The 23855-nt window shown below is 46.8% G+C and carries 26 protein-coding genes; 12 read left to right on the top strand and 14 right to left on the bottom strand.

What is annotated here, in order from left to right:
• Positions 1–33: 33 nt before the first annotated feature.
• Complete coding sequence (ald, locus tag EXG77_RS01025; protein ID WP_023469687.1) at positions 34–1158, top strand: alanine dehydrogenase; 1125 nt, start codon at positions 34–36, stop codon at positions 1156–1158.
• A 173-nt stretch (positions 1159–1331) separates the two neighbouring features.
• A complete protein-coding gene (locus EXG77_RS01020; protein WP_035395604.1) occupies positions 1332–2192 on the top strand; it encodes a M48 family metallopeptidase in 861 nt (286 codons plus the stop codon).
• Positions 2193–2195: 3 nt separating this feature from the next.
• Here EXG77_RS01020 and EXG77_RS01015 read toward each other — a convergent pair whose 3' ends face one another.
• Positions 2196–2843: a diacylglycerol/polyprenol kinase family protein gene (locus EXG77_RS01015; RefSeq protein WP_023469689.1), complete on the bottom strand. Its 648-nt coding sequence runs from the start codon at positions 2841–2843 to the stop codon at positions 2196–2198.
• Between the two features lie 116 nt (positions 2844–2959).
• Here EXG77_RS01015 and EXG77_RS01010 point away from each other — a divergent pair, with 116 nt between their 5' ends.
• Positions 2960–3583: a DUF1836 domain-containing protein gene (locus EXG77_RS01010; protein WP_023469690.1), complete on the top strand. Its 624-nt coding sequence runs from the start codon at positions 2960–2962 to the stop codon at positions 3581–3583.
• 46 nt (positions 3584–3629) lie between these two features.
• On the opposite strand, the gene EXG77_RS01005 is transcribed toward EXG77_RS01010, so the two are convergent.
• Positions 3630–4106: a hypothetical protein gene (locus EXG77_RS01005; protein ID WP_023469691.1), complete on the bottom strand. Its 477-nt coding sequence runs from the start codon at positions 4104–4106 to the stop codon at positions 3630–3632.
• Positions 4107–4277: 171 nt separating this feature from the next.
• Positions 4278–4622: a restriction endonuclease gene (locus EXG77_RS01000; RefSeq protein WP_235147606.1), complete on the bottom strand. Its 345-nt coding sequence runs from the start codon at positions 4620–4622 to the stop codon at positions 4278–4280.
• Positions 4623–4964: 342 nt separating this feature from the next.
• Here EXG77_RS01000 and EXG77_RS00995 point away from each other — a divergent pair, with 342 nt between their 5' ends.
• Positions 4965–7100: an ATP-binding protein gene (locus EXG77_RS00995; RefSeq protein ID WP_035395602.1), complete on the top strand. Its 2136-nt coding sequence runs from the start codon at positions 4965–4967 to the stop codon at positions 7098–7100.
• Positions 7100–8164: an SDR family oxidoreductase gene (locus EXG77_RS00990; protein WP_035395600.1), complete on the top strand. Its 1065-nt coding sequence runs from the start codon at positions 7100–7102 to the stop codon at positions 8162–8164. The genes EXG77_RS00995 and EXG77_RS00990 overlap by 1 nt, the downstream gene beginning before the upstream one ends.
• 52 nt (positions 8165–8216) lie before the next feature.
• Here the strand turns inward: EXG77_RS00990 and EXG77_RS00985 are convergent, their stop codons facing one another.
• Entirely contained in the window at positions 8217–9608 is a 1392-nt protein-coding gene (locus EXG77_RS00985; protein ID WP_035395598.1) for a TrkH family potassium uptake protein, read from the bottom strand.
• 160 nt (positions 9609–9768) lie between these two features.
• Between EXG77_RS00985 and EXG77_RS00980 the strand changes: the two genes are divergently transcribed.
• From EXG77_RS00980 to motB, 3 genes are all read left to right on the top strand, one after another.
• Positions 9769–10008, top strand: a complete 240-nt coding sequence (locus tag EXG77_RS00980; RefSeq protein WP_023469697.1) for a hypothetical protein — start codon at positions 9769–9771, stop codon at positions 10006–10008.
• Between the two features lie 98 nt (positions 10009–10106).
• On the top strand, positions 10107–10892 hold the full coding sequence (gene motA / locus EXG77_RS00975; RefSeq protein ID WP_023469698.1) for a flagellar motor stator protein MotA: 786 nt from the start codon (positions 10107–10109) through the stop codon (positions 10890–10892).
• The gene (gene motB, locus EXG77_RS00970) at positions 10867–11634 is read left to right on the top strand and encodes a flagellar motor protein MotB (protein ID WP_029342904.1); all 768 of its coding nucleotides are present in this window, start codon (positions 10867–10869) and stop codon (positions 11632–11634) included. The genes motA and motB overlap by 26 nt, the downstream gene beginning before the upstream one ends.
• A 42-nt stretch (positions 11635–11676) precedes the next feature.
• On the opposite strand, the gene EXG77_RS00965 is transcribed toward motB, so the two are convergent.
• The 6 genes from EXG77_RS00965 to EXG77_RS00940 all read right to left on the bottom strand — a co-directional run bounded on the left by EXG77_RS00965 (position 11677) and on the right by EXG77_RS00940 (position 17448).
• The gene (locus EXG77_RS00965) at positions 11677–12210 is read right to left on the bottom strand and encodes a DUF420 domain-containing protein (protein ID WP_029342905.1); all 534 of its coding nucleotides are present in this window, start codon (positions 12208–12210) and stop codon (positions 11677–11679) included.
• Between the two features lie 3 nt (positions 12211–12213).
• Positions 12214–13641 (bottom strand): NAD(P)/FAD-dependent oxidoreductase, encoded by a 1428-nt coding sequence (locus EXG77_RS00960; RefSeq protein ID WP_029342906.1) that lies wholly within the window; start codon positions 13639–13641, stop codon positions 12214–12216.
• Complete coding sequence (locus tag EXG77_RS00955; protein WP_035395594.1) at positions 13638–14015, bottom strand: DUF1499 domain-containing protein; 378 nt, start codon at positions 14013–14015, stop codon at positions 13638–13640. The genes EXG77_RS00960 and EXG77_RS00955 overlap by 4 nt, the downstream gene beginning before the upstream one ends.
• 93 nt (positions 14016–14108) lie before the next feature.
• Entirely contained in the window at positions 14109–15494 is a 1386-nt protein-coding gene (locus EXG77_RS00950) for a cell wall metabolism sensor histidine kinase WalK (protein WP_035395592.1), read from the bottom strand.
• Complete coding sequence (locus tag EXG77_RS00945) at positions 15491–16183, bottom strand: response regulator transcription factor (protein WP_023469704.1); 693 nt, start codon at positions 16181–16183, stop codon at positions 15491–15493. Before EXG77_RS00945 ends, EXG77_RS00950 begins: the two co-directional genes overlap by 4 nt.
• A 20-nt stretch (positions 16184–16203) precedes the next feature.
• Positions 16204–17448 (bottom strand): hypothetical protein, encoded by a 1245-nt coding sequence (locus EXG77_RS00940; protein WP_238987903.1) that lies wholly within the window; start codon positions 17446–17448, stop codon positions 16204–16206.
• A 139-nt stretch (positions 17449–17587) separates the two neighbouring features.
• Between EXG77_RS00940 and EXG77_RS00935 the strand changes: the two genes are divergently transcribed.
• Positions 17588–18418, top strand: a complete 831-nt coding sequence (locus EXG77_RS00935; RefSeq protein WP_023469706.1) for a Cof-type HAD-IIB family hydrolase — start codon at positions 17588–17590, stop codon at positions 18416–18418.
• 50 nt (positions 18419–18468) lie between these two features.
• On the opposite strand, the gene ung is transcribed toward EXG77_RS00935, so the two are convergent.
• A complete protein-coding gene (gene ung / locus EXG77_RS00930; RefSeq protein WP_023469707.1) occupies positions 18469–19128 on the bottom strand; it encodes a uracil-DNA glycosylase in 660 nt (219 codons plus the stop codon).
• Positions 19129–19208: 80 nt separating this feature from the next.
• Between ung and EXG77_RS00925 the strand changes: the two genes are divergently transcribed.
• Positions 19209–19934 (top strand): WecB/TagA/CpsF family glycosyltransferase, encoded by a 726-nt coding sequence (locus tag EXG77_RS00925; RefSeq protein WP_023469708.1) that lies wholly within the window; start codon positions 19209–19211, stop codon positions 19932–19934.
• 403 nt (positions 19935–20337) lie between these two features.
• On the opposite strand, the gene EXG77_RS00920 is transcribed toward EXG77_RS00925, so the two are convergent.
• Together EXG77_RS00920 and EXG77_RS00915 are read right to left on the bottom strand one after the other, a co-directional pair.
• The gene (locus EXG77_RS00920; RefSeq protein WP_023469709.1) at positions 20338–20970 is read right to left on the bottom strand and encodes an NAD(P)H-dependent oxidoreductase; all 633 of its coding nucleotides are present in this window, start codon (positions 20968–20970) and stop codon (positions 20338–20340) included.
• 146 nt (positions 20971–21116) lie between these two features.
• Complete coding sequence (locus EXG77_RS00915; protein WP_023469710.1) at positions 21117–21575, bottom strand: MarR family winged helix-turn-helix transcriptional regulator; 459 nt, start codon at positions 21573–21575, stop codon at positions 21117–21119.
• Between the two features lie 171 nt (positions 21576–21746).
• Between EXG77_RS00915 and EXG77_RS00910 the strand changes: the two genes are divergently transcribed.
• Both EXG77_RS00910 and EXG77_RS00905 read left to right on the top strand, forming a co-directional pair.
• The gene (locus tag EXG77_RS00910; RefSeq protein WP_023469711.1) at positions 21747–22007 is read left to right on the top strand and encodes a hypothetical protein; all 261 of its coding nucleotides are present in this window, start codon (positions 21747–21749) and stop codon (positions 22005–22007) included.
• 17 nt (positions 22008–22024) lie between these two features.
• Complete coding sequence (locus EXG77_RS00905) at positions 22025–22978, top strand: LacI family DNA-binding transcriptional regulator (RefSeq protein WP_023469712.1); 954 nt, start codon at positions 22025–22027, stop codon at positions 22976–22978.
• Between the two features lie 54 nt (positions 22979–23032).
• Here the strand turns inward: EXG77_RS00905 and EXG77_RS00900 are convergent, their stop codons facing one another.
• Entirely contained in the window at positions 23033–23686 is a 654-nt protein-coding gene (locus EXG77_RS00900; protein WP_052017075.1) for a C40 family peptidase, read from the bottom strand.
• Between the last annotated feature and the right edge of the window lie 169 nt (positions 23687–23855).

The raw sequence follows: 23855 nt of genomic DNA, 5'->3' as shown, positions 1-23855 counted from the left end.
ATTTGTTTATTTGCGAAAGGGGATCGCGTTCACATGATCATTGGAGTATTAAAGGAAATCAAAAACAACGAAAACCGTGTTGCATTAACACCTGCCGGGGTAGCAGCGTTACATGCACAAGGACATCGTGTCATCATTGAATCGATGGCAGGTATGGGGAGTGGCTTCACGAACGAAGAGTACGTCAAAGCCGGTGCTGAAATCATCGCGACTGCTGCTGAAGTCTGGGCAACAGCCGAACTTGCTTTGAAAGTCAAAGAGCCGATCGCTTCAGAGTACCAATACTTCCGTCCAGATTTAACATTGTTCACGTATCTTCACCTAGCGGCTGAGCCAGAATTGACACGTGCGCTTGTTGATTCGAACATCACAGCAATCGCTTATGAAACGGTTGAAAAGAACCGCACACTTCCATTGTTAACACCAATGAGTGAAGTCGCAGGACGCATGGCATCACAAATCGGTGCACAGTTCTTAGAAAAACCACACGGTGGTATGGGCATCCTGCTTGCTGGTGTTCCTGGGGTTCGTCGTGGAAAAGTCACAGTCATCGGCGGCGGTGTCGTCGGAACGAATGCTGCGAAACTCGCGGTTGGTCTCGGTGCGGATGTCACGATCATCGATGTCAGCCCAGAACGCCTTCGTCAGCTCGATGATATCTTCGGTAACTCGATCAACACATTGATCTCAAACCCGTACACGATTGCTGAAGCTGTCGCTGAAAGTGATCTCGTCATCGGTGCTGTCTTGATTCCAGGTGCAAAAGCACCGAAACTCGTCACTGCCGACATGGTCAAACGCATGAAGCCGGGCGCTGTCATCGTTGACGTTGCCATCGACCAAGGTGGTATCTTCGAAACGGTCGATCGTATCTCGACGCATGATGACCCAACATATGAAAAATTCGGTGTCGTTCATTACGCAGTCGCGAACATGCCGGGTGCCGTTCCACGCACGTCTACACTTGCATTGACGAACGCAACGCTCCCGTATGTCCTTGAACTCGCGAACAAAGGCACACACCGTGCGCTTGCTGAAAACGAGGCTCTCGAAAAAGGATTGAATGTCGCACAAGGATTCGTCACGTACGAAGCGGTCGCACGCGATCTCGGATACACGTACAAATCCGTTGAAGATGTGCTTCACTTACACGCATGATCTTGAACGTAGAAATAGTCGATGATTCCTTTTCGAGGAACCATCGACTATTTTTTATGAAAAGAAGGAATCCCAGGTGAATCTCTTCATTACTTCTTGAGGCACCACCCGGCTTGTCATATGATGAGAAACGAAGACTTATGATTTTGAACTAGTAGAGGGGATCTCATTACATGACACAAACCATAACCGCCCATTCTCATGAACTCCAGAGCCACGTCGCTGAAGTGGCGTTACTCGAAGCACTGACATCCGATACAGAAGAGAACGTACGCATTGCCGCAACCGAGCGCTTACGTGTTCTTGTCCCATCTCATCCATTGCTCAACATTGCTACAGCCCATTCCCTTTATTTCAAGAACGAACACACTCAAGCGCGCCGGCTGATCGAAGAGACACATCAGCAACTCGGCGAACATGTGCAAGGATACATACTCCTCGGTATCATCAGTGAGGATGAAGGATATATGCACGAAGCAGAACAGCTTTTCCTTTCAGCCATCACACGGTTCCCTGAAGAGCCAGCAGGACATCGTTTCCTTGCCGTCCATTACAATCATCGTCAATTTTATGGGGAATCAGCCGTTCATGCGTTTACATATTTAAAGAAGGTTGGCGCATCTGGAATCGATACGCTGATGGCCATTGATTCCATCCAACAATTAGACGGTCATTCGATCGACATGTTGGAAGCACTCTATGCATTAATTCTTGGCGTATCTCATCTCGACAAAACCACCGTCTTTCATGCGACAGCTTCTGTCAATCAAAGTATTCAATATGAGAAGTTGCATGCTACATTGCGCGAAGATAGCGACGAGACCCTCTACGCCAAGCTCGATGAATGCCTTTCCAACATGCTCGAGCACGGATTGTACGCAGCTGTTTACGACGATTCCGAAGAAAAGATCTATCGCCATGTTTTTCGGGATATGTGTCGGGATATGACCATCCGTCATGCAGGTTGGCGTGCGTACCCGGACTATATTCGATTACGCTTTCTCTATTTCAAACAATTGTTGTTACGCGACTGAACGTTAAAAAGCAAACGCGACGAGTGCTGCGATCGTCCATGGCAAAATCAAGTTGTCGAGATCGCGATATGAGATCGCTTCGATCAAGGCTGCGATGTTCGCAAGCAAGAAACCATAACTGACAGCGAGCCAAATCGGTTGTCCGTAAAACAAGAACGTCACGGTCAACACGAGGAATGACGCCAAAAACAGGGCGATACTTCCTTCAAAGGATCGTTTCGTCTCACCACGGACGTAAAACGTCTTCCCGAAGCGTTTTCCGACGAGAGCCGCGAGACCGTCGCCCCAAGCAAGCACCATGCTTCCCGCAACAAGCGCCATCGGCTGTCGCTCGAAGAAGAACAGGACAAGTCCCGCTAGAGCGAGTGGATAATAGACCGTTCCGTAAGAAGGACGATCGACATCGTGCATCTGACCGATTCCTCTTCGTAGTGTCACTAGATTCACGACAGCAAAGAATAACAACGGTACGATCGCAACGTACCAGTGATCCAGCCAGAGCAGCGCAAGAAATACCCAGTGACCGACAGCAATATGAATCCATTTCCGAACCGTCTCGGGAGAAAAGCCGAAACGGTGTCCAATGACTTCCAGGATGACGAGAACTAGCCCGACGATTCCAATCGTGCCAAGAGCAGCTATCCATTCCATCGTCATTCCCCCCTTTCTTTCCTATTATTGTACGTTGTTTCAGTTGCCATTTGCCCTATTGAACCTTCATTTGATAACATAAGGTCAAATGACGTCCTAGAGAGGAAGTTTTGGAAATGTATGATGCTCAAGCAGTCCAAACATTATCAAGTTGTCTGCAACGCTTGAACGAAGGAAAAGGAATCGAACCCCTCGTCGCAACGGAAGGTACAGAATTGCCGAAGGTCATCAATCGCTTGAAGCAATTCGATCCATTAAAAAATGGTCTATCCATCAATGAAATCGTTCATTTGGCAAATGCCCTGATCGGCGAACATATGTCAGCGACGACGATCCAGAACTGGACGAAACGTGAAGTCCGGGACATCATCGGCGTACCGCATCGCGGAAAGAAGTACTCGATCAATCAGGCTTCGATCATCTATCTACTGGATGATTTAAAACACCTCTTCTCGTTAGAAGAAACACGAGAACTGCTGACGATCGTCTTCAAGAATCCGAATATTGATGAGGATGATTTAATCAGTCCGCTTAATTTTTATCTCGTCTACACGCAACACGCGGAGACAAGTGGTCCGATCGAATTGACGGAGAAGCGTCTCAGACGCTCGCTCGAGCGCATTAACGCTTATCGCCCTGAAACTGTCCACGTTCTCCAACTGTGTCTCTATGCCCGTCGTGTATCGCATTTAACGCACGAAGCGAAACAACGTCTCCATCATGTTCTGCAAACGACATGATGAAAAAAAGATGCCATCCATGTCATGGAAGGCATCTTTTTTTTATTTAGACGGCTGTCAGTGATTTATAGTGGACGTTGTTCGTCAGACTTTTCAAGACAGAGAGTAGTTCGTACATCGAGAGTTTGTCAGCATCCTTGACGAGACGGTACTCATCACCGTCTTGCAACAATTCAGCAACGACTTCTCCAGCTGCACTCCGTACGGAGAATTTTCCTTTTGTCAGGTCGAAGGAAATCGTGAATGTACCACGCTCATACACGTTGTACTCACATTTCTTCGAGAAGAGCGAAAACTTCTCACGCATTTGACCTACCTCTTGTCCATCATGGTTCATCACGACCCACTTCTTACACGTCGGAATGAACTTACCAAACGCTACCCCTCTACCTTCACCATTCATTACTTGAACACGACCATTCTCGTCGTGTTGAACCGCACCGATCATTTGGTGCGCTTCATCATAAATCGCGGCATGACCTTGCGAAAAAACGCAACCCTGCACATAGACAACTTTGCGCAACAGAAATTCTCCTCTCACTGCTAAAACGTGCTGGTTTTTCGTCCCCAGTTTATTTAGACATCCTGTATAGTTTAACTTTCTTTATCTGTATGATATTTCGTTAACGAAAATGATTATTGCACCGTTTCTCCAAATTGACAACCCCCTTTTGTCGACAATCATTCGACATGTTCAATGCAGGTTCATCTCCTTTGCAAATGCGAGCAATTCTTCCCGATCAATGAGGCGAACCTGATTTGGTTCCGCTAGCTGATATGCAGCTTCCGTAAAGGTCGAATTCGTAACGACCCACCCCTCGTCCATCCCATAGAATGGAACCGAGGCAGCGACCTGTTGAACCGCTTCGAGCCCTACAGCCGCACTATATCGCTTTGCCTGGATGGCAATCTTATACCCTCGTTCATCCTCTATCAACAAATCTGCTCCGAAGTCGCGTGAAGCAGGTGTCAACTCGACTCGATATCCTGCTGTTTCAAATAAATCGGCAAGCCATTCTTCAAATTCTCGTCCTTCCATTCGATCGAGTCGTTTTTCAAGCGACGGCGTTAAAATGGACAAAAGAAGAAAAAGGATACACCCTACTATACTGATGATTAAGATTAAAGGTTCCCAAGAACTCGAAAAAAAATAAGTTCCGAAAATTCCTATCATTGCAAACAAAGCTGCTAGTAACAATCGTTTTCGTTTCAATCGTTTCATCGTGCTTTTCTCCTCTACTTCGTCGTGACCTTTTTTTCACTATACTAAAATTCTTCGTCGGTTGCTTCCTTCAACAGGAAACACGCCTCATCTTGCAGAAGTAAGCTGAGGAAAGACTGTCTTAAAATCCATGGTCGAAGACCAGTCAGGAGGTAGCTCATGGCAGAACATTCATCCCCTTCATCGATACGAATCATTCACGCGACGATACGTGCTATGAAAGACCCCGTTCTTCTAGTCGATGCAAATGGAAAGATTCAATTTCATAATGACGCGTTTCAACACCAGTTCATGAACGCTCCGAATATCGAAACCATTCAGGAGCTGTTTCCCATCACGGATGATTTCTTTCCATTACAGAAGGAAGCCGTCATTTCAACGACATATCAATTAACAGTCACAGCGATTGAAGCGACGGACTATTTTCTTGTCCATGTCGCTCCCCTGAAAATCGAGGACTTATTCAATTCAACACTAGATACTGCTCTATTCATCACCGACTCCGAGTTTCGGATTCAAACCTGTAACGAGGTGGCAAGCACCTTATTTCGTTTCGAGCATGCCGAAGACATCATGGGTCTCCAAGCGACGGTTCTACATGATGCGAAGGAAATCACTACCCGCCGTCAACATCTCGAACAATTGAACTTAAAAGACTTATCGGACGCGCAACTTTTTTTACTGCATGGACGGGAAGCCGAAAATGAATGGACCTATCATCGTTTGGATGGCTCAACGTTCCATGGACGCCTTTATATGACACGGTTACCAAACGATACGTACTTCCTGCTCATTCAGGACATCACACCGCAAAAACAAATCGAATGGCATCTGACGAAAAGCGAACGCCGCTTCCGACTCTTCTCGGAATCCGTCGTTGAAGCCGTCATCTTTCATGACCACGGAATCATCATCGATGCCAATCGCGCAGCAGAAGTCATTTTCCGGACGAAACTCGAGAAAATGAAAGGCAAGACGACGCTTGAATTGATTCATCCGGATCATCACGCGCGTGTCTTGCAACGCATCGAGGAGCATCGAGAAGAACCATACGAAGTTCTCGGTCAACGTGCCGATGGAACCTCTGTCGAAATCGAAGTCTTCCCGCGTGAAATCATCTACAACAATATCCGGATGCGTGTCGCCGTCGTTCGTGATATTACCGAACGAAAAAAGATTGAGAAAATGCTTGAACGCGAAAAAAATGCCATCATGCGTCAGCGTGATATCACACAATCGATTCTTCAAGCATCCAATGAAGGTTTCCTACTGACAGAAGAGGATGGAAGTTTCATCTTCATGAACGTCAAAGCACGCAAATTACTCGATGTCCCAGGCATTGCACCAAGTAAGATTCAAGAACGAATCAGTCTGATTCCGAATCTCGATTTGAACACTCGATTCGAGATGCTCCGACAAGTAGAAGAATTACTCGCCGGAAAACATTCTGAACTATCGTTTCGTTTCACGTTACAGCGACCAAATGAGTCCAGTCCACTTTATTTCGAATTTTATGCGACTGCGATCAAAAAGGAGAAGAGCCGCATTTCTCGTCATGGCTTCCTATTTGTTTTCCGTGACCGGACAGAGGAAGCGAAGATGGATCAAGTAAAAGACGAACTCGTCAGTACAGTATCGCATGAGTTGCGCACGCCACTGTCCTCCATTCTTGGCTATATGGAATTACTACGATATAAAAAACAATCGGCTGATCGAATCGAACGGTATGTTGAGATCGTCCACGAAGAGACGAAACGATTGACGACGCTATTAAATGAGTTTTTAGACATTCAGCGTCTAGAAGGTGGAAAACAGGAGTATACCTTCACATCGTTCTCGTTACGCGATCTTCTCGCATCAACCGTCGATGCCTATGGCGAGACCGTCGAGACGCATCGAATTGATCTAGAACTACCAGAAGATCCTGTTCTGATTTTTGCGGACGAGCACAAAATCAAGCAGGTGATCTTGAACTTGCTTTCAAACGCCATTAAGTACTCTCCACAGGCGGATCATATTCGAGTCCTTCTTTCAGCCAATCCGGAACAAGCAACGTTCTCTGTGACTGATCATGGACTCGGCATTCCACAAAATGCTTTTGAAAAGCTCTTTACGAAATTTTACCGGGTCGATAACTCAGACATCCGGAAAATCGGCGGAACCGGCCTCGGACTTGCCATCTGTAAGGAAATCATCGAATCACACGGAGGTGCAATTTCCGTTGAATCAGAAATCAATGATGGTTCGACTTTCACCGTTGTACTCGAACGTGATCCAAGAAAGGAATGGAATTGATGCGGACCTACTTCATGACTGGTTTCCCCGGTTTTTTAGCGACCAAACTGATCGAACAACTGGCACGTGTACCGGATCAAATCGCTTGTTTTCATTTGCTTCATTTACCGTCAGAGCGAAACGCAGCTGTTAAGCGACGCCAGGATCTTCTAGAACGTACATCCTTACGATCGGAGCAACTTGTATTGCACGAAGGCGATATCACGGTCGAACAGCTTGCTTTATCATCAGAGGCGCGGATGATGTTGCAACAAGACGTCACACACATCTTTCATCTCGCGGCGCTATATGATTTAGCAACAGCATATGAACCCGCCTTTCGAATCAATGTGATCGGTACCGCGAACGTGACACAGTTTGCTCATACGTGTCGAACCTTAGAGCGTTACATCTACTTCAGTACAGCGTATGTCTCGGGTCTTCGTTCTGGAATGGTTCTAGAAGATGAGTTACAAGCAAGTACCTTTAAAAATGCTTATGAAGAAACGAAATATTTAGCAGAGGTACGTTTCCGTAAAGAAATCGGAACGATCCCCTATACGATCATCCGTCCTGGAATCGTCGTCGGTCATTCCGAAACGGGCGAAACACCGAAATGGGACGGGGTGTATTTCGTTTTGAACGCAATGCGTCTCCTGCAATCCTTCGCTCCTCTTCCATACCCAGGTCGAGCAAATGCACTCGTCAATCTCGTGCCCTATGATTACGTCATTGAAGCGACCGCTTATCTCAGCCATGCACCGGTCGGAAGAAATAAGACCTATCATCTGACGGATCCATTCCCACACGGCGCACGCGCGATTTTTGAGATGTTACACGTCGCCTATTATGGCCGTTATCCGCGCGGAATCGTTCCGTTTCGACTCGTTAGCACGGCATTGACTCCAGCTGTCGCGAAACGACTTCAGATGCAACGGCAGACACTTGACTACTTCATTCATCCCGTTCAATATGACACGACACATGCCTTACGTGACTTACGAGACACTGGTATTATTTGTCCAGACCTTGCAGAAACGATGCCTCGACTCGTCCAGTATTACCAAACACACGCAACACACTAAAAAAGTCCAATCGTTCTTCCACAAGGGAAGTCGATTGGACTTTTTAAATCGGTTACCCGATCAACATATTTTCTTTTGGATAACGAATCGTCCGGTCTCGTTGCGTCGCGAACGTGAACAGAATCGTCAAGGAGCCGACACGTCCGAGTAGCATCATGAACATGATCAAAAACTTACCAAAGCTATTGAGCTCAGCTGTTACGTTCAAAGAAAGACCAACTGTTCCAAATGCCGAAACGGTCTCAAAAAATAAACCAATAAAGGAAATATTCGGCTGGGTCAATGCCAGGAACGTCGTGATCAAAGCGATGAACAATAAACTGAAGACAGCAATCGCATATGCCTTTTGAATCGCTTGCGTCTGAACAGTCCGTCGCATCAGAACCGTTTCACGCTGTCCGCGTATATACGTCCAGACATTCTTCAAGATGACCGCTGCCGTCGTGACCTTGATCCCGGAACCTGTTGATGCGGAACCTGCCCCGATGTACATCAAAACCATCATCAAACCGATCGAGAGCGGCACCATCGTCGTTAAATCGATAGTCTGGAAACCAGCCGTTCGTGTCGTGACGACTTGAAAGAACACGATATGGAGCGCACTGAAGAACGATTCATCTTTTAATGAACCCAAGTTCGAAACCCACTCGTAGAGCATCATTGCTAAAACACCTAGTCCATTGATGACGAGTAGTGATAGCACCATCAATTTAGAATGGAGCGAAATTTTCTTGAAGTTTCGTTTACCAGCGATATCCGCGATGACCGTAAAACCAAGACCACCAATCATCAAGAGCGCTGCAATCGTCAGAATGAATGTCGTATCTTGTTGGAAACCGATTAGATTATCCCCCCAAAGTGCGAATCCTGCATTGTTGAAGGCAGATACGGCGTGGAACAAACCGTAATAGAGTGCTTTTCCGAAGCTGTATTTGTATTGAATGAACAAATCAAGCGCAATCAAAAACATGCCGACGATCTCAACGAGGACCGTCGTGACGATGATATTACGAACGAGACGAATCGTTCCGCCCGGACTATCGAGATTAAACATCTCTTGGATAATGATCCGCTGACGAATCCCGATTTTTCGTCCCGTGACGCTGAGCAAGACGAGCGCGATTGTCATGAATCCAAGTCCACCGACCTGAATTAAGAGCATCATGATGATTTGACCGAGTAAATTATAGGATTCGGCAATATTAATCGGTGACAGTCCTGTGACGGTTCCTGCCGATGTCGCAACGAATAGGCAATCGATGAATGATACATCTTGCCCCTCTTGCTGCGAGATCGGAAGCCACAATAAAAAACCACCCAGTAAAATCGTCAATGTAAAGCCAGTTGCGATGAAACGTGCCGGTTTATCGAACAGCTGATGATACATCAATTCACCTAAACGCCCGAAGCGTGCGAGTCGTGAACGTCTTTTATGCGAGAACATCTTACTCCCCCTAGATTGTTTTCAGACAGAATTGTCTTTATCATACTCCCTCGAATTAAGAAGTTCTATCGAAATATGCAATCGACTAAACGTTTTCGTATTTTTTTGGTAAACTAGATAAAAGTGGACGTGTAATCATTAAAGGAGGTTGAGGGAAACAGTGGACCCTAAGACGGCTGATCATTCGATTGAGGATGTCTGGCGAAGGCTGGAACGACAATCACAATGGATGCCTGCGCAATTGTATTATCAATTCGAGGAACTCTTATCATTACATTTGGAGCAACCGATTCTAAATGAATTGTATCAAGTGTTAAAAAAATACGACGTACTGACCGATATAGAGCGTGACGAACGAAACGAAAGCATTCAAATGCTAATCGACGAAAACGGCGCTTGATTCTCGGTTTTTGGATTTCCGAGCAGAAGAAGTGTCTTCTGCTCTTTTATTTTTCGTTCCTATACGGATTACATAAAGAAAGGTGGCACACATCAATCATGGATATCGTGTCGATCATCGGGATCATTCTTGGTCTCATCACATTAGTCGGAGGTATGATCTTAAAAGGTGCGCCTCCAGTCGCTCTACTCAACCCTGCAGCCCTTGTCATCATCTTTGTCGGAACGGCAGCTGCCATCATGATTTCCTTCCCGAAGGAACGATTGAAAGTCTTACCTGCCTTGTTTAAAGTCATCTTATTCGAACAAAAGCTGATGACGAAGCAGGTGTTGCTCGGACAATTTTTGACACTCTCGACGCAAGCACGTAAAGAAGGTCTATTATCTCTCGAGTCAGCACTTGAAGAAGTCGATAATGCCTTCATGAAGCGTGGCGTCATGATGGTCATCGATGGGCAGCCATCCGAATATGTCGAGGACGTCATGACACGTGACCTCGAAAACATGACGGAACGCCATCATGCCAATGCGAACATTTTCACGCAAGCTGGAACCTATGCTCCGACCCTTGGGGTTCTCGGTGCCGTTGTCGGTCTTGTTGCCGCCCTATCCGATTTATCGGATATCGAAAAATTAGGTCACGCGATTTCAGGTGCCTTCATCGCGACGTTATTCGGGATTTTCACCGGATATGTCCTGTGGTTCCCGTTCGCAACAAAGCTGAAGCAAAAATCAGCAAGCGAGATTCAGTTATATGAAATGATGATTGAAGGGATTCTCTCGATTCAAAACGGTGAATCCCCGAAGAACTTAGAAGATAAGCTACTCGTGTACCTGACACCGAAGGAGCGTGCGAACTATGAAGCGGAAAAAGAAGCCGCATGACGAACATATCTCCGAAGGCTGGTTAATTCCCTACGCCGACTTATTGACCTTGCTTCTCGCGCTCTTCATCGTTCTGTTTGCTTCGAGTAATGTCGATGCTGTGAAACTAAAAGCAATGTCCCAGTCGTTTAGCTCCGTCTTCAATGGTGGTTCAGGGATGATTACAAATAGCTCACTCTCTACTCAAGAAGAAGAGGATTCAAAAAAACTCGATGCCCGGACGAAGGCACAAAGCTATGAAATCGCAGAACTCGAAAAAATCAAAGAAGAAGCCAATCAATACATTAAGAATGAAAAACTTGAAAAAGACATCAAGGTCGAAATCACGAATGAAGGACTTGTCTTTACGATTCGCGACCGCGCGTTGTTCTCACCAGCTCAAGCAGAAGTAAGAGGACGCTCGCTTCAAATCGCAGAGGGGATGAGTGCACTACTCGTCAAAGCAGGGCAACGTCAGATTCAAGTGTCTGGACATACAGATAATATTCCAATCAACACAGCACAGTATCCGTCGAACTGGGAACTGAGTGCGGACCGGGCGATCAGTTTCATGCGTGCCTTACAACGGAATCCAAAGCTTGAACCAAAACGCTTCACCGTCAGCGGTTACGGTGAATTCCAACCAATCGCGTCCAATCAAACGGAAGCAGGTCGCAGTCAGAATCGACGCGTCGAAGTGTTGATTCGACCATTGATCGACTTAAAAGCGAATGTACTCGACGAAACAAAAGTCGAATCCTGAACGTAAAAAAACTCCTTCGTGGTTGCCACGAAGGAGCTTTTTTTAATAATACGGACGAATCATGATATAGACGATGACACCGGTCAAACTGACGTATAACCAAAGCGGCATCGTAAAGCGTGTCCACTTTTTATGCTTCTCGAAGTTTTGATTCACAGCGTGCGCGAGTGACATCAAGACAAGTGGAACGATGACTGCAGCTAGGATGATGTGCGTAATCAGGATAAAGAAATAGACAGGGCGAACGAAACCTTCGCCCCCGAATTTCGTCGATTCACTGACGGCGTGATACGTGACGTACGAAATTAAGAATAAAGTCGTCGTCATCATCGCACCACCAATGAAGCGACGATGATTCACCCGATTGCCACGACGAATGGAAATCCAAGCGCCGAGCAACAGCATGAAGGTAAAACTATTGAAGATGGCATTCAAAAAAGGAAGCAATGTCCAATCGAATCCTGAATCAACTTGTACTGGTGGCGCAAAGAATAAAAGGGCCACGAGCAAATTGATGACAAGCGTCAGCAGGATGACGAGCGGAACGAAATTCCGTTTAGTAGCAGGTTGTTGCATGAATCATTCTCCTTGTTTCCAGTCGAAATAACGTTTCAACCATTTTGGGATCGGACCAGCGAATAGACGTTCACGCCAGTAGACATCAGCAGCACGCTGAACAGCAGCACCACGGATCGGATATGGGTGGACGACACGCGACAATTGACCGACCTTATCTTTACGTGCCATCGCATAGACGACTTCTTGCATCCACTCACCCGCTTGTTCTCCGATTGCATGTGCTCCAATCAGTTTTCCACGCTTATCGGCGATGAGCTTGACGCGCCCTTCTGTCTGACCATTGATGACAAAACGATCGACTTCATCGAGACCGGTCTGATAGACCTTGATCTCCCCATGTTTCTTGCGTGCCTCGTCTTCCGTCAATCCGAGATGGAATAATTCAGGCGTCGTAAATGTGACCCATGGAACCGCCCGATAATCCGGCTTCGTCCGTAGACCGAATAAAGCATTCGTGACGACCGTTTTTCCTTCAAGCCCTGCGACATGCGTAAATGGGAGCGAGTTGATCGTATCTCCGACCGCAAAGATGTGTCGTTGACTTGTGCGAAGTGAACCATCGACCTGGACGAATCCTTTTTCGACGTGTACACCGGCTCGATCGAGACGTAGTGCTTCGATGCGTGGCTTACGACCGACCGCTACAAGCACGGCATCCGTTTCGATGACACGTGATTCGCCGTTTGCTTCGACCGTCACTTCGATGCCCCCCGCCGACTTGCGGACGTGCGTGACCTTCGTATCGAGATGTAATGTCAATTCTTGTTCGAGCTGACGTTGAATGACTTCGACCATGTCGCGATCTTCTTTTCCGAGTAACGTCTTCATACCCTCGATGACCGTGACTTCTGTTCCAAGATGCGCATACGCTTGCGATAACTCAAGACCAATCGCACCACCACCGATGACGAGCAGTCGCTCCGGACGCTCCGTCAATTCGAAAATCGTCTCGTTCGTTAAATAATCAATCGTATCGAGTCCGTCAATCGGTGGAATGATGGGTTGAGATCCCGTCGAGATCGCAAACTTCTCACCTACGACAAGCTGTCCCGCCACTTCCACTTCATGAGCACTGAGGAATGTCGCTTCTCCGATATAGACATCGACACCAAGGTCTTCGAATCGTTTCGTGCCATCGTGTGATTGAATGATGTTACGTGCCCGATCGACGCTTGCTTTCGTTTTCGAATAGACCGCGTCCCCGTTCAGCGTCACGTTGTACTTTTCAGCCGTTCGCTTCATGACATGGACATCGTGCGCCGCTTCGATCAAAGCCTTTGAAGGAACGCAACCATAATGGAGACAATCTCCGCCTAGGTGCGTATGCCGTTCGATCAGGGCGACGTGCGCGCCAAGACTTGCTGCACCGGCAGCAATCGTCATCCCTGCTGCCCCACCACCAATGACAACTAATTGATAGGTCTTCATCGTAAGCCCTCCTCGTAGCGACGCGTAATGTCTTCCATTCGTTTACGGTTGACGCCCCAGTCGGAGTACCCGACACGTGATGCCGAACGGAAATGAATCACCTGTGCAGCTTCATCGAAGTAAAATTCGACGTCATCCTTGAAGCGAAAGACTTTACTTGTGAAGATGGCGTGGATGTATATCCCTTCCTCCTTGACGACTTTGACGCGGTCGAGGCTTTGTAGGATACGTAGTAATTGAAACTTTGAATCTGCAAGCGTTCCTTTGAACGGGAGCGGACGCATTTTCATATCCTGTAGATCGGTTTGAGTAGATACCGCGTTCGGTTTTCCGGAGAGCGGTTGAAGCGTACCATTTGAAACACCAAGTGCCATGACTGATTCCTCCGTTTCCTATCATCTGATCCATTTCGTACTATAATCCACTTAACTTTACCAGTTTCTGTTTCACTCTGCCCGTCTCAGTGTTTACGCTTTCGTGACAGGTAGCAGAATCGTCGCGATGACGCCGCCTTCCGGCTGATTATCAATGAATAGCTTGCCTTCATGTGCTTCGACGAGTTCTCGGCAAATCGATAGTCCGAGCCCTGTTCCGCCCTTTCCTTTTTGCACTTGATAGAACTTTTCTGTGACGTGACGTAAGTGCTCTTTCGGAATGCCAGGTCCTTCATCACTGAAGGAGAGGAACAACACACGCTCTGAACGAACGAGTCGAATGGTGATCGTGCCACCGACTGGAGAAAAGCGGATCGCATTATCAAGCAGGTTCAAGAAGACTTGTTTCAATCGGTTTTCGTCGTATAGACCGACGACTTGCGCCGGTAACTTCTGTACGATCTGGACATTTTTTTCTTCCAGCTTTTGACGAAGTTGCGCTGTTACGGTCTCGATGATTTCCGTCAAGTTGACTTCCTGACGGTATAAGACGAGGCGACTCGTCTCGAGTTTCGAGAAATCGAGTAACTGCTCAACGAGCGAAATCAAACGCTCCGTCTCCGAATGAATGATGCCCATCCCAAGCGACGCCTCTTCCGGCAACTGATCCTGTTCGACGAGTAACGTTTCACTCCAGCCTTTGATCGATGTCAGCGGTGTCCGTAATTCATGAGAGATACCAGAAATGAATTCATCTTTCAACGTTTCCTGCTGTTTGATCTGTTGCCCCATATAATTGATCGTCCGCGCTAGTTCTCCAAGCTCGAACGAGTATTCCTCGTTCACCTTGACGTCGTAATGCTGTTTCGCGATTTGGTCCGATGCACCGATGACTTCTTGAATCGGTCGGACGATCGACGAGACGAGACGCGAGGAATAGATGAAGGCAAGTCCCCAAATAACTGTACCCAGGAGGACGATCGCTAAACAAATTTCGATCACACGTCGATCGATTCGCTCAAGCGACGTCGTATAACGAAGCGCTCCCGTCGTCTGACCGAACGATACGACAGGTTCTGTTACTTCCAGTAAATGTTCTCCCGTCGCTTCATCGTCATATCGTTTCGTGACGGTCTGTCCCGCCCTTACTTGATTGACCGCTGCTCGCGTCAACTTACGTTCCGAGATGAATCCGGTCGAAGAGTAACGCGGAATCCCTGTTGCATCCAACACTTCGATCTCGGCGTCCGGATAAGCGTAAGAATCGAGTACATCATGAATCGTCGCTTCTGAATCAGCGTAATCATAAGCGAGGCCGCTATTCGCAAATAAGACAGCACTCGCATTCGCATGACGTTTTAAGACATCTGTCGCCGTCACGTAGTAATAGTTATAGGTCACGAACGAAAGGATTCCGATGACGAGTAAGACTGTCACCGTGATGATCGTCATGAACCGCATCAATATCTGGCGCTTCATTCTTCGTTACGCCACTTGTATCCATGTCCCCACAATGTCTCGATGAACTTCGGTTCCGCTGGATTCTCTTCGATTTTTTGACGAAGACGGCGAATGTTGACATCGACCGTCTTCCGATCACCAAAGTAATTCTCACCCCATACCGCATCGAGTAATTCATCTCGCGACATGACTTGATCTTCGTTTTTGATGAAGTGGCAAAGTAAATCGTATTCAGTTGGTGTCACTTCGACGTCGACACCTTCTTTTTGCACGCGCTTCGCCCCTAAATCAATCCGGAACGGTCCAGAGACGAGTTCACGTGGCTGTTTTCTGCGGCGTAACGTCTCTACCCGTCGTAACAGTGACTGGATGCGCGCAAGAAGCTCTGCTGGACTGAACGGCTTCGCGATGTAATCGTCCGCGCCTACGCTTAGTCCCATGACTTTATCCTCTTCTCGTGTCCGTGCCGTCAGCATGATGATCCCGACGACTTCATCCTTTGCTCGCGCCTGTTCACAGACGGCAAAACCGTCGACTTCCGGCATCATGATATCGAGTAACAAAATATCGAAGGTTTGTTGATCAAATTGCGCAAGCGCTTCTTTCCCATTTTCCGCCTCGATGACATCATAGCCTGCCCGTTTCAAGTTAATGACGATGAAACTGCGAATCGCATGTTCATCTTCGGCTACTAGTATTTTGGTCATTCTTTTCTCCCCCTGATTCTTTATTCCACGAGTGTGACACGATTGACGAACACTTCATAATCCTTCGTCGCATCAATCACATAGACATAATCGATACCTTCTTTGATTTTTCGTTTTTGGTCACTAGCAATGTATTGATTCTTCGGAATGACCTCTAATTCGAAATCAATCTGCTTCGTTTCTCGATTGATGAACCGAACACGATTTTCGCGTTTTTCGATCGTTTCACGCGTCGCCCAGTTGGCAGGGAACCGCATGACAAAATTGTATTCTTGATCGATGTACTGCTCTTCTCGCAGTTCGAACCCACTCTCGAGAAATGGTGGATTATCTGATCCATTCCATGTGTAGTATGCCGTGATGCGCGGTTTTGGTTCACCCTCACGCCCTTTACTGCCTGCTGGCGTGTATTGATGACCAAACTCGACGATTCCGTCTTGATCAACGTCTTTCGGGAATGTATACATCGGTTCGACGATCTCATCGACCTGACCGAAACGGACCTGTTCCAACGTATCGTTCGCTAAACGGAATAATGCGATGTGCATTTTTGCATCTCGTGTATACGAGACGATCAAGCCTTTATTCCGAGCGGCATTGATCGTATCGACTTCAAATAAATCATGTTCTGCGAATAAATCGCCATCCTGCGTCGAAAGCGTCGTCTCTTGGTGCTCTTTCGACAGGATGTCTTTATAATAGATCAAACGAGACGGACTGCCCTTTTGCAGAAGCACCATATCCCGCTCTCGATCTTGATTCAAATCAGCTACCGACAGACGATCATACCGATCGACTTTCGTGACGTCTCGTTGCTTCGATAGTAACTGTTCAATGATGTATAACGTATTTTCACCATAACTGGTAATACCGATGACCAGATGGTTTTGTTTATGTCGTGCGTCAGTTATGACTTCGAGTCGATCGATGGCTCGACCGTCAGCTACCGTCTGTCGCGCCACGAGTCGCCATTTTTCGCCTTGTCGTTCATGGACGAGCAGATGAATCGTGAAGCGCCCGTCCTGCTCGCTACGGTAGAAGGTGATCGCTTCATCTTTACCGTTTCGATCTAAGTCGACGAGTTCGTATAGGCGGGATACCGCTTGATTTCGTGGCGCCACGATCTCTGCCTGTTTCGGCAAATCGCGGTCAATCCGTTCTTTCAACGACTGCTCCCATGCCGGAAGGGACGGATGTTCGAGTAAAGAGGCGGGATGCGGAAACATCGTACTGCATCCTGCTAATAATAGACTTGATATGATCATGAAGAGATATTTCATAAAGTTGGAATCCTTTCCGTACGGGCTCTGTTTCCACTTTATCATACTCTCTTCGAGGAGAGTATATTGTCGAACGGGGGACAAGTTGTTACGATATACAGATAATTGAAAGGGGTTTGAATGTATGACGTATAAAATGATTGTTCTCGATTTAGATGATACCTTGTTGACAAGTGACCATACGATTTCACCACGTACGAAAGAAGCTTTACTCGCTGCGCAGCGACGCGGGAAGAAGGTCGTGCTCGCTAGCGGTCGTCCGACTTTTGCCATGCTCGACCTCGCAAAAGAACTGGAACTCGCTCGCTATGGCAGTTACATCCTGAGCTTTAATGGCGCTTCAATCATTGATTGTAAAACGAACGAATCGCTCTTCCTCAGCACGCTTTCCCCGGAGACGGTCCACCGCCTCGACGATTTGAGTAAACGGGAAGGCGTCTACATCCACACGTATATCGGAGATGAAATCCTGACAGAACAACCAAACGAGTATACGACGCTTGAAGGACAACTGACAGGCATGGAAGTCATCCCTGTCGCTGATTTTAAAGCCGCGATTCAAACACCTGTCGTCAAGTGTTTGATGATGGCAGAAGAGACGCACCTCGCGCGCGTCGAACAGACGCTTCAACAGGAACTTGCGGGTGAACTTGCAGTAGCTCGCTCGAAGCCATTTTTCCTTGAATTCACGGAAGACGGTGTGACAAAAGGAACAAGCCTTGCCTTACTGTCTGAAAAACTAGGAATCGCTCAAGAAGAAGTCATTGCTTGTGGAGACGGTAACAACGATCTATCGATGATTGAATGGGCAGGTCTTGGTGTCGCGATGGCGAATGCAGCCGATACCGTCAAAGAAAAAGCACAGTATATGACCGCTTCGAACGATGAAGATGGTGTTGCTCTCGTCGTCGAAAAATTCATGATGGATGAGGAACCGGCGATCTCAAGCCGCTAAGTAACTCAAAAAGCGTGTGTTCCGCATTCAACGGGACACACGCTTTTAATTTACGACAAACACCAGTCGATCGGCTCTCTTCCCTGCTCTTTCAGCCAAGCATTCGTTTGCGAATACGGTTTACTACCGAAAAATCCACGACTTGCGGACAAGGGACTCGGATGGACAGCTTCAAGAACAAGATGACGATCCGTATCGATCAGCGTTTTTTTACTCTTCGCATGATTTCCCCAGAGGATGAATACGATTGGTTGTGTCTGCGTTCCTAATACTTCGATGACCCGATCCGTAAACGGTGCCCAACCTTTTTTAGCATGGGATCCCGCTTTCCCTTCTTCAACCGTAAGCGACGTATTGAGTAAGAAGACTCCTTGTCGTGACCATGCTTCGAGATTACCGGATGTCGGAGTCGGACAACCGATATCCGAGACGAGTTCCTTATACATGTTTCGAAGGGATGGAGGGATCGGCACTCCGTCATGCACGGAAAAGCTGAGTCCATTCGCCTGACGTGAACCATGGTAGGGATCTTGCCCTAAGATGACGCACCGGACATCTTCTGGAGCGACCGCATCGAACGCATGAAAGATCCGCTCTTTCGGAGGATAGACGGTCGTCGTTTGATAGGCTTCCTTCAAAAAAGCCCACAGTTCTTGAAAATAGGGTTTTTCCTTTTCTTCTTTTAACACGGTTTGCCAAGATGGATGCACGTGAATCCGCTCCTTTTTCAGTCTCAAGTCGCTGTTCGTCCGTCTTGATTCTGCTATGATGGATGATGAGGTGGAAAACTATGATTCAGACAAAACAAGTATTCGGACTACCATTCGTCGATGCGACACCTTCGCAATGGTATACCCATATTAAAACAATCTTACACGAACGTGGAAAAGCCTTTCTTGTCACGGCGAACCCAGAGCTCGTGTTGCGTGCATTGCGCGAACCTTCTTACGATGCCATCTTACGACGGGCGACGTTCATTACACCAGACGGAATCGGTGTGACGGCTGCCAGTAAACGGATGGGCGCACCACTCACTGCGACATTGCCAGGAATCGAGACCGCACGTGAACTATTGCGGACGGCAGACGCACTCGAGAAGCGTGTCTTTTTACTCGGTGGACGTCCGGAAGTCATGAAATCGTTGATTCGTCAGTTATCGATTCGGTTTCCGAATATCCACTTTGTAGGAACGTTTCATGGTTTTGGAAAGACAGAAGAAGCAACGCAAGCTATTACAGAAGCAGACGCTGATCTTGTTCTCGTCGCACTCGGTGCACCGAAACAAGAAGAATGGATCGCTTCCGTCTATGATCACGTCGATCATGGCATCTTCATCGGTGTCGGTGGTGCGTTCGACGTTTGGTCAGGACACAGTAAACGTGCGCCTAAATTATTTCGTCGACTGAAGCTAGAGTGGCTGTATCGCATCTCGACGCATCCTCGTGGTTTTGAGAAACTTAAAGACTTGTTGTTCTTCGTAACGCTTGTACTTCGCAAAAAATCAACGCTCTCTTGAATGCACACAAAAAGGGCTGACTTAAAAAATGACGCGTCCTTTCACGCCCTTTCCTCAGGCGAGACACAAGCCAGTTTTTCCGCTTCATTCAAGCAGAAAAACGGATCTTGTTTGTCTCTGACAGCGCAAAATCGCGCTTTTCCTGTAGGAGTGGCGTATGACGTGTCATTCTTTTTATCTCTGGAAAAAGGATAATCAGAGAATCGTTTTGTTCACTCGACATCGCTTCTTAGGGAAAACAAGCAAGAGCGACCCTGCAACGAAGTGAAGCGGCGCGATGCTTGTCCCAGGAAAACGATGCGAGATGAACAAAAAAGCGCAATCTTTCTCGTTAAGAGAAAAATTACGCTTTGTCTGCAGTCTCAAGGCTCCCGACACGGCGGGAGCCTTTTTGACGCTTATCTTATGCGTTGACAGTTGAGAATGAACGACCGAGTTCTTTCGCTTTAGCGATTGCTGCTTCTTTGATTTCTTCTGCTTTTTCTGGGTTCATTGCCATACCTTCGATGAAGAGTGCATCGTAGTCTGTTACACCAGTGAAAGCAAGCGCTTGACGGAGGTAGTCATCACCGAAGTTGAGACCAGATCCTGTGTAGACGCCACCTGTTGCTTGGATGTGGAGTGCTTTTTTGCCTTCCATCAAGCCTTTTGGACCTTCTGCAGTATAAGCGAATGTTTTACCTGCAAGAAGAACGCTGTCGATGTACATTTTGAGACGCGCTGGGAAAGAGAAGTTCCACATTGGTGTGACGAAGACATACTCATCTGCTTCCATGTATTGCTCGAGATGTTTTGTCATCGTACCGACTTTTGCAATCTCCACTTCTGTTAACTCTTCGCCTGTTGCGAATTTGCCCCATGCGCTTAGAACATCTGTATCGATTTCTTGGACTGTTTCGTTATATAGATCAAGAACTTCTACTTCAGCTGAAGGATTCGCTGCTTTGTAGCTTTCGAGGAATGCTTCACCGACTTGAAGGCTGAAAGAGTGTTCTGTAGCTTTCGGGTTAACAGTTACATAAAGTAATTTAGTCATTATTATTTCTCCCTTTTATTTAAAGTAAATTCTGTAACTAAACATACCAACCACCTTTTCGTTTGTCAATTAGTTTGACTTCCAAACGAATAAAAAAAAGCTCAAGTCCGTGACCTGAGCTTTCTTGATCTTATGAGTGCTAATTCTTACACATTTTCGAGCGGCGTATAATGTTCGGCTCGTAAACCGATTCGTTTCAACTGATCAATCAACTGTTCCTTTTCAGAAACCGACAAATCGTTAAATAAGTCTGCTAAAAAGGCTTCATGTTTCGGGAATGTCTCTTCCATTAGTTCGCGTCCAGCTTCCGTTAATGTCCCAAACGTGACACGACGATCCGTCGCACATGATTTTCGCGCAATCAACCCACGCTTTTCAAGTTTATCCACGACATACGTCACACTTCCGCTCGTTAATAGAATCTTATCGCCAATTTGTTGTAGAGGCGTGTCCCCTTTGTGGTACAGCAATTCAAGAACTCCGAATTCCGATAAATTCAACTGATGTGTTTTGATGTCTGCCTTCACTTGCTCCGTCACCGCATGCATCGTCCGAGATAGAACAACGAGCATTTTTAATGCCAGCTTCGAGTCTGTCGATTCCATTTTACGTTCGCCCCTCTTTGTGTTGTATCGTCACAATCATAGACTTCTTTGTCTAACTGGTCAATTCTTGCTGAATTTTTCCAATCGATCCACTGCTCAAAAATAGTTCTTGCCGTGAAACGCGTTTCATAGCCTATCGTCTTGATATACACTAAAAAGGAGGTAATCATCATGTCGATTCATACACGGTTAACACAACTGTTTAAACGAAATGTTGCTTTTGAGTGGGCCATCGAACAATTGCATACACCAGCAGGCTATTATTTGTGTCAGCACACGTTGGTCGATCAATACCCTGATTTGTCTCCTCAAGAAAAAATAAGACTACTCTCAAAAATCAATGAATTGGCTGAGCAGACAGCTCCATTCTCGGCTCCCGTCTCTCGACAGGATTGGCGCCGACTTGAACGACGATTATCTCGTAAGATGTAATCCAGGAGGGATGCGCGATGACGAACATCCGAGACTTGGCACGTGAAGCCAACGTGTCCGTTACGACAGTCTCACGTGTACTAAATGATCATCCTTACGTTGCGAACGAGAAGCGACAAGCTGTTCGAGAAGCTATCGAAAAACTCGGATATATCCGTAATCAGACTGCTGTCCATCTATCGACGGGTATGACAAAAACGGTCGGAGTCATGCTTCCGTTCGTTGATCATCCATATCACGCTGCCATTCTTCAAGGCATCGCGCAAGCCGCCTTTGACGCGAGCTATCGGTTCTTGACGTGGCAAACGAATTATGTGGAAACGCATGAGCAACTGGCACTGGATGCGCTGGCGCAACAGGAAATCGACGCACTCATCGTCGTGTCGCACAGTCTTCCCTTATCAGCGATTTTATCGTATGAACAATATGGTCCGATCGTCTTTTGTGAACATCATGAAGATGTCGCTGCCGTCTATATCGATCACTATACGGCCTTTCAACAAGGACTTGCACATCTACGACAACAGGGACATACGAGCATCGGCATCTGTCTCGGACGACCGGACAGTACGAATAGCTTGGCGCGTAAACATGCGTATCAAGAGGTCGTACGTGACGAATTCGTCTATGAACAGACCTTGACGATTGAAGACGGTGCGACCGTCGCAAGACGCTGGATGCAACAAAAACAACGACCGACCGCTATCTTGACCGCAAGTGATCACGTGGCAGCTGGTCTCATCTTAGAACTCCGAAAACAAGGCTATCAGGTTCCTGGAGACCTGTCTGTCATTGGTTTTGATGGAAGTGAACTCGCTGAAGTCTTAGCGATGACGACGATCGCGATCCCTTATGCCACGATCGGGCGACATGCTTTTCAATTAACCGTCCGCGAAGATCTCGTTGCTCGTCCACAAATCGAAGTACCCTCGACATTCATTGCTGGAACGACTGTTCTTCCTCACACTTGAATCCATATAAAAAAGCGACGAGTTCATCGATTTGAATTCGTCGCTTCGTTTTGTTTAAAGAGTTCCTGCCGCTACATACCGTGATCCCCAGTAGCCACCACGGAACGATTCTTTGACGACTCTTCCATAATACGAGTTCGCATTGATCATCGTACCACCATCGACAGCGATTCCAACGTGTTGAATCCCACTTCCATGTGTAAAGAAGACGAGATCACCAGCGCCTGGTGCCGTACGTTTTGTTGCTGAGTATTGAGCCGTTGCCGTACGTGGGAGTGATTTTCCTAGTGCTTGATAAACGTAGCGTGTAAATCCAGAGCAATCAAAGCTAACAGGACCTGTCGCACCAAAAACATAAGGACGTCCTTTGAGACCTTCTGCTACCGAAACAATCGTTGATCCTGTTTTACTAAGACCTTTCGTCGCTTTAGCGTTATATGCTTTCGTGTATGTAGAAGCGATATATGCTGATTTTCCTTGATGACGGATTTGATACCATTCTTTGACCTGACCTACGACGGTTACAGCTTGTCCAAGTTTCAATTGCCCGACTCGTTTACTCGATACAGCAGCTTTTGCACGAATATTTAGCACATCCACTGACACCACTACTTTTTTACTTGTTGCAGCTTGCGTTGATGCTGGGACGAGTGTCCAACTACTGATGAGTAACGTTAAGGTTAACAAAACACGAGTGACAGCTTTCATCGATTCATTCTCCTCTTATGTATGAATGTTTTTTACGTCTGAATTGTCAGATAATTTCTGTATTTATCCTATCATGTTCCAGATTTTCATCATGTTACAGTTCTTTAACGCTAATTCTTTTTCGTAATACTTTTGTAACAAAATAAAAAAACAGGCTGTAGAACGGCTT

It is taken from the genome of Exiguobacterium sp. OS-77, assembly GCF_000414195.2.
Classification (GTDB): Bacteria; Bacillota; Bacilli; order Exiguobacteriales; family Exiguobacteriaceae; genus Exiguobacterium_A; species Exiguobacterium_A indicum.
The sequence above is the reverse complement of the archived record's forward strand: the minus strand, read 5'-3'. Positions and strand labels throughout refer to the sequence as shown.

Excerpts from the sequence above, each read along its gene's own strand:
- EXG77_RS00990 (WP_035395600.1), top strand. The coding sequence starts at position 7,100 with ATGCGGACCTACTTCATGACTGGTTTCCCCGGTTTTTTAGCGACCAAA.
- EXG77_RS01020 (WP_035395604.1), top strand. The coding sequence starts at position 1,332 with ATGACACAAACCATAACCGCCCATTCTCATGAACTCCAGAGCCACGTC.
- motA (WP_023469698.1), top strand. The coding sequence starts at position 10,107 with ATGGATATCGTGTCGATCATCGGGATCATTCTTGGTCTCATCACATTA.
- ald (WP_023469687.1), top strand. The coding sequence starts at position 34 with ATGATCATTGGAGTATTAAAGGAAATCAAAAACAACGAAAACCGTGTT.
- EXG77_RS00935 (WP_023469706.1), top strand. The coding sequence starts at position 17,588 with ATGACGTATAAAATGATTGTTCTCGATTTAGATGATACCTTGTTGACA.
- EXG77_RS01010 (WP_023469690.1), top strand. The coding sequence starts at position 2,960 with ATGTATGATGCTCAAGCAGTCCAAACATTATCAAGTTGTCTGCAACGC.
- EXG77_RS00925 (WP_023469708.1), top strand. The coding sequence starts at position 19,209 with ATGATTCAGACAAAACAAGTATTCGGACTACCATTCGTCGATGCGACA.
- EXG77_RS00955 (WP_035395594.1), bottom strand. The coding sequence starts at position 14,015 with ATGGCACTTGGTGTTTCAAATGGTACGCTTCAACCGCTCTCCGGAAAA.
- EXG77_RS01000 (WP_235147606.1), bottom strand. The coding sequence starts at position 4,622 with ATGGAAGGACGAGAATTTGAAGAATGGCTTGCCGATTTATTTGAAACA.
- EXG77_RS00945 (WP_023469704.1), bottom strand. The coding sequence starts at position 16,183 with ATGACCAAAATACTAGTAGCCGAAGATGAACATGCGATTCGCAGTTTC.
- EXG77_RS01015 (WP_023469689.1), bottom strand. The coding sequence starts at position 2,843 with ATGGAATGGATAGCTGCTCTTGGCACGATTGGAATCGTCGGGCTAGTT.
- EXG77_RS00900 (WP_052017075.1), bottom strand. The coding sequence starts at position 23,686 with ATGAAAGCTGTCACTCGTGTTTTGTTAACCTTAACGTTACTCATCAGT.
- EXG77_RS00905 (WP_023469712.1), top strand. The coding sequence starts at position 22,025 with ATGACGAACATCCGAGACTTGGCACGTGAAGCCAACGTGTCCGTTACG.
- EXG77_RS00920 (WP_023469709.1), bottom strand. The coding sequence starts at position 20,970 with ATGACTAAATTACTTTATGTAACTGTTAACCCGAAAGCTACAGAACAC.
- EXG77_RS00940 (WP_238987903.1), bottom strand. The coding sequence starts at position 17,448 with ATGATCATATCAAGTCTATTATTAGCAGGATGCAGTACGATGTTTCCG.
- EXG77_RS00915 (WP_023469710.1), bottom strand. The coding sequence starts at position 21,575 with ATGGAATCGACAGACTCGAAGCTGGCATTAAAAATGCTCGTTGTTCTA.
- EXG77_RS00985 (WP_035395598.1), bottom strand. The coding sequence starts at position 9,608 with ATGTTCTCGCATAAAAGACGTTCACGACTCGCACGCTTCGGGCGTTTA.
- EXG77_RS00965 (WP_029342905.1), bottom strand. The coding sequence starts at position 12,210 with ATGCAACAACCTGCTACTAAACGGAATTTCGTTCCGCTCGTCATCCTG.
- EXG77_RS00995 (WP_035395602.1), top strand. The coding sequence starts at position 4,965 with ATGGCAGAACATTCATCCCCTTCATCGATACGAATCATTCACGCGACG.
- EXG77_RS00910 (WP_023469711.1), top strand. The coding sequence starts at position 21,747 with ATGTCGATTCATACACGGTTAACACAACTGTTTAAACGAAATGTTGCT.
- EXG77_RS00960 (WP_029342906.1), bottom strand. The coding sequence starts at position 13,641 with ATGAAGACCTATCAATTAGTTGTCATTGGTGGTGGGGCAGCAGGGATG.
- motB (WP_029342904.1), top strand. The coding sequence starts at position 10,867 with ATGAAGCGGAAAAAGAAGCCGCATGACGAACATATCTCCGAAGGCTGG.
- EXG77_RS00950 (WP_035395592.1), bottom strand. The coding sequence starts at position 15,494 with ATGAAGCGCCAGATATTGATGCGGTTCATGACGATCATCACGGTGACA.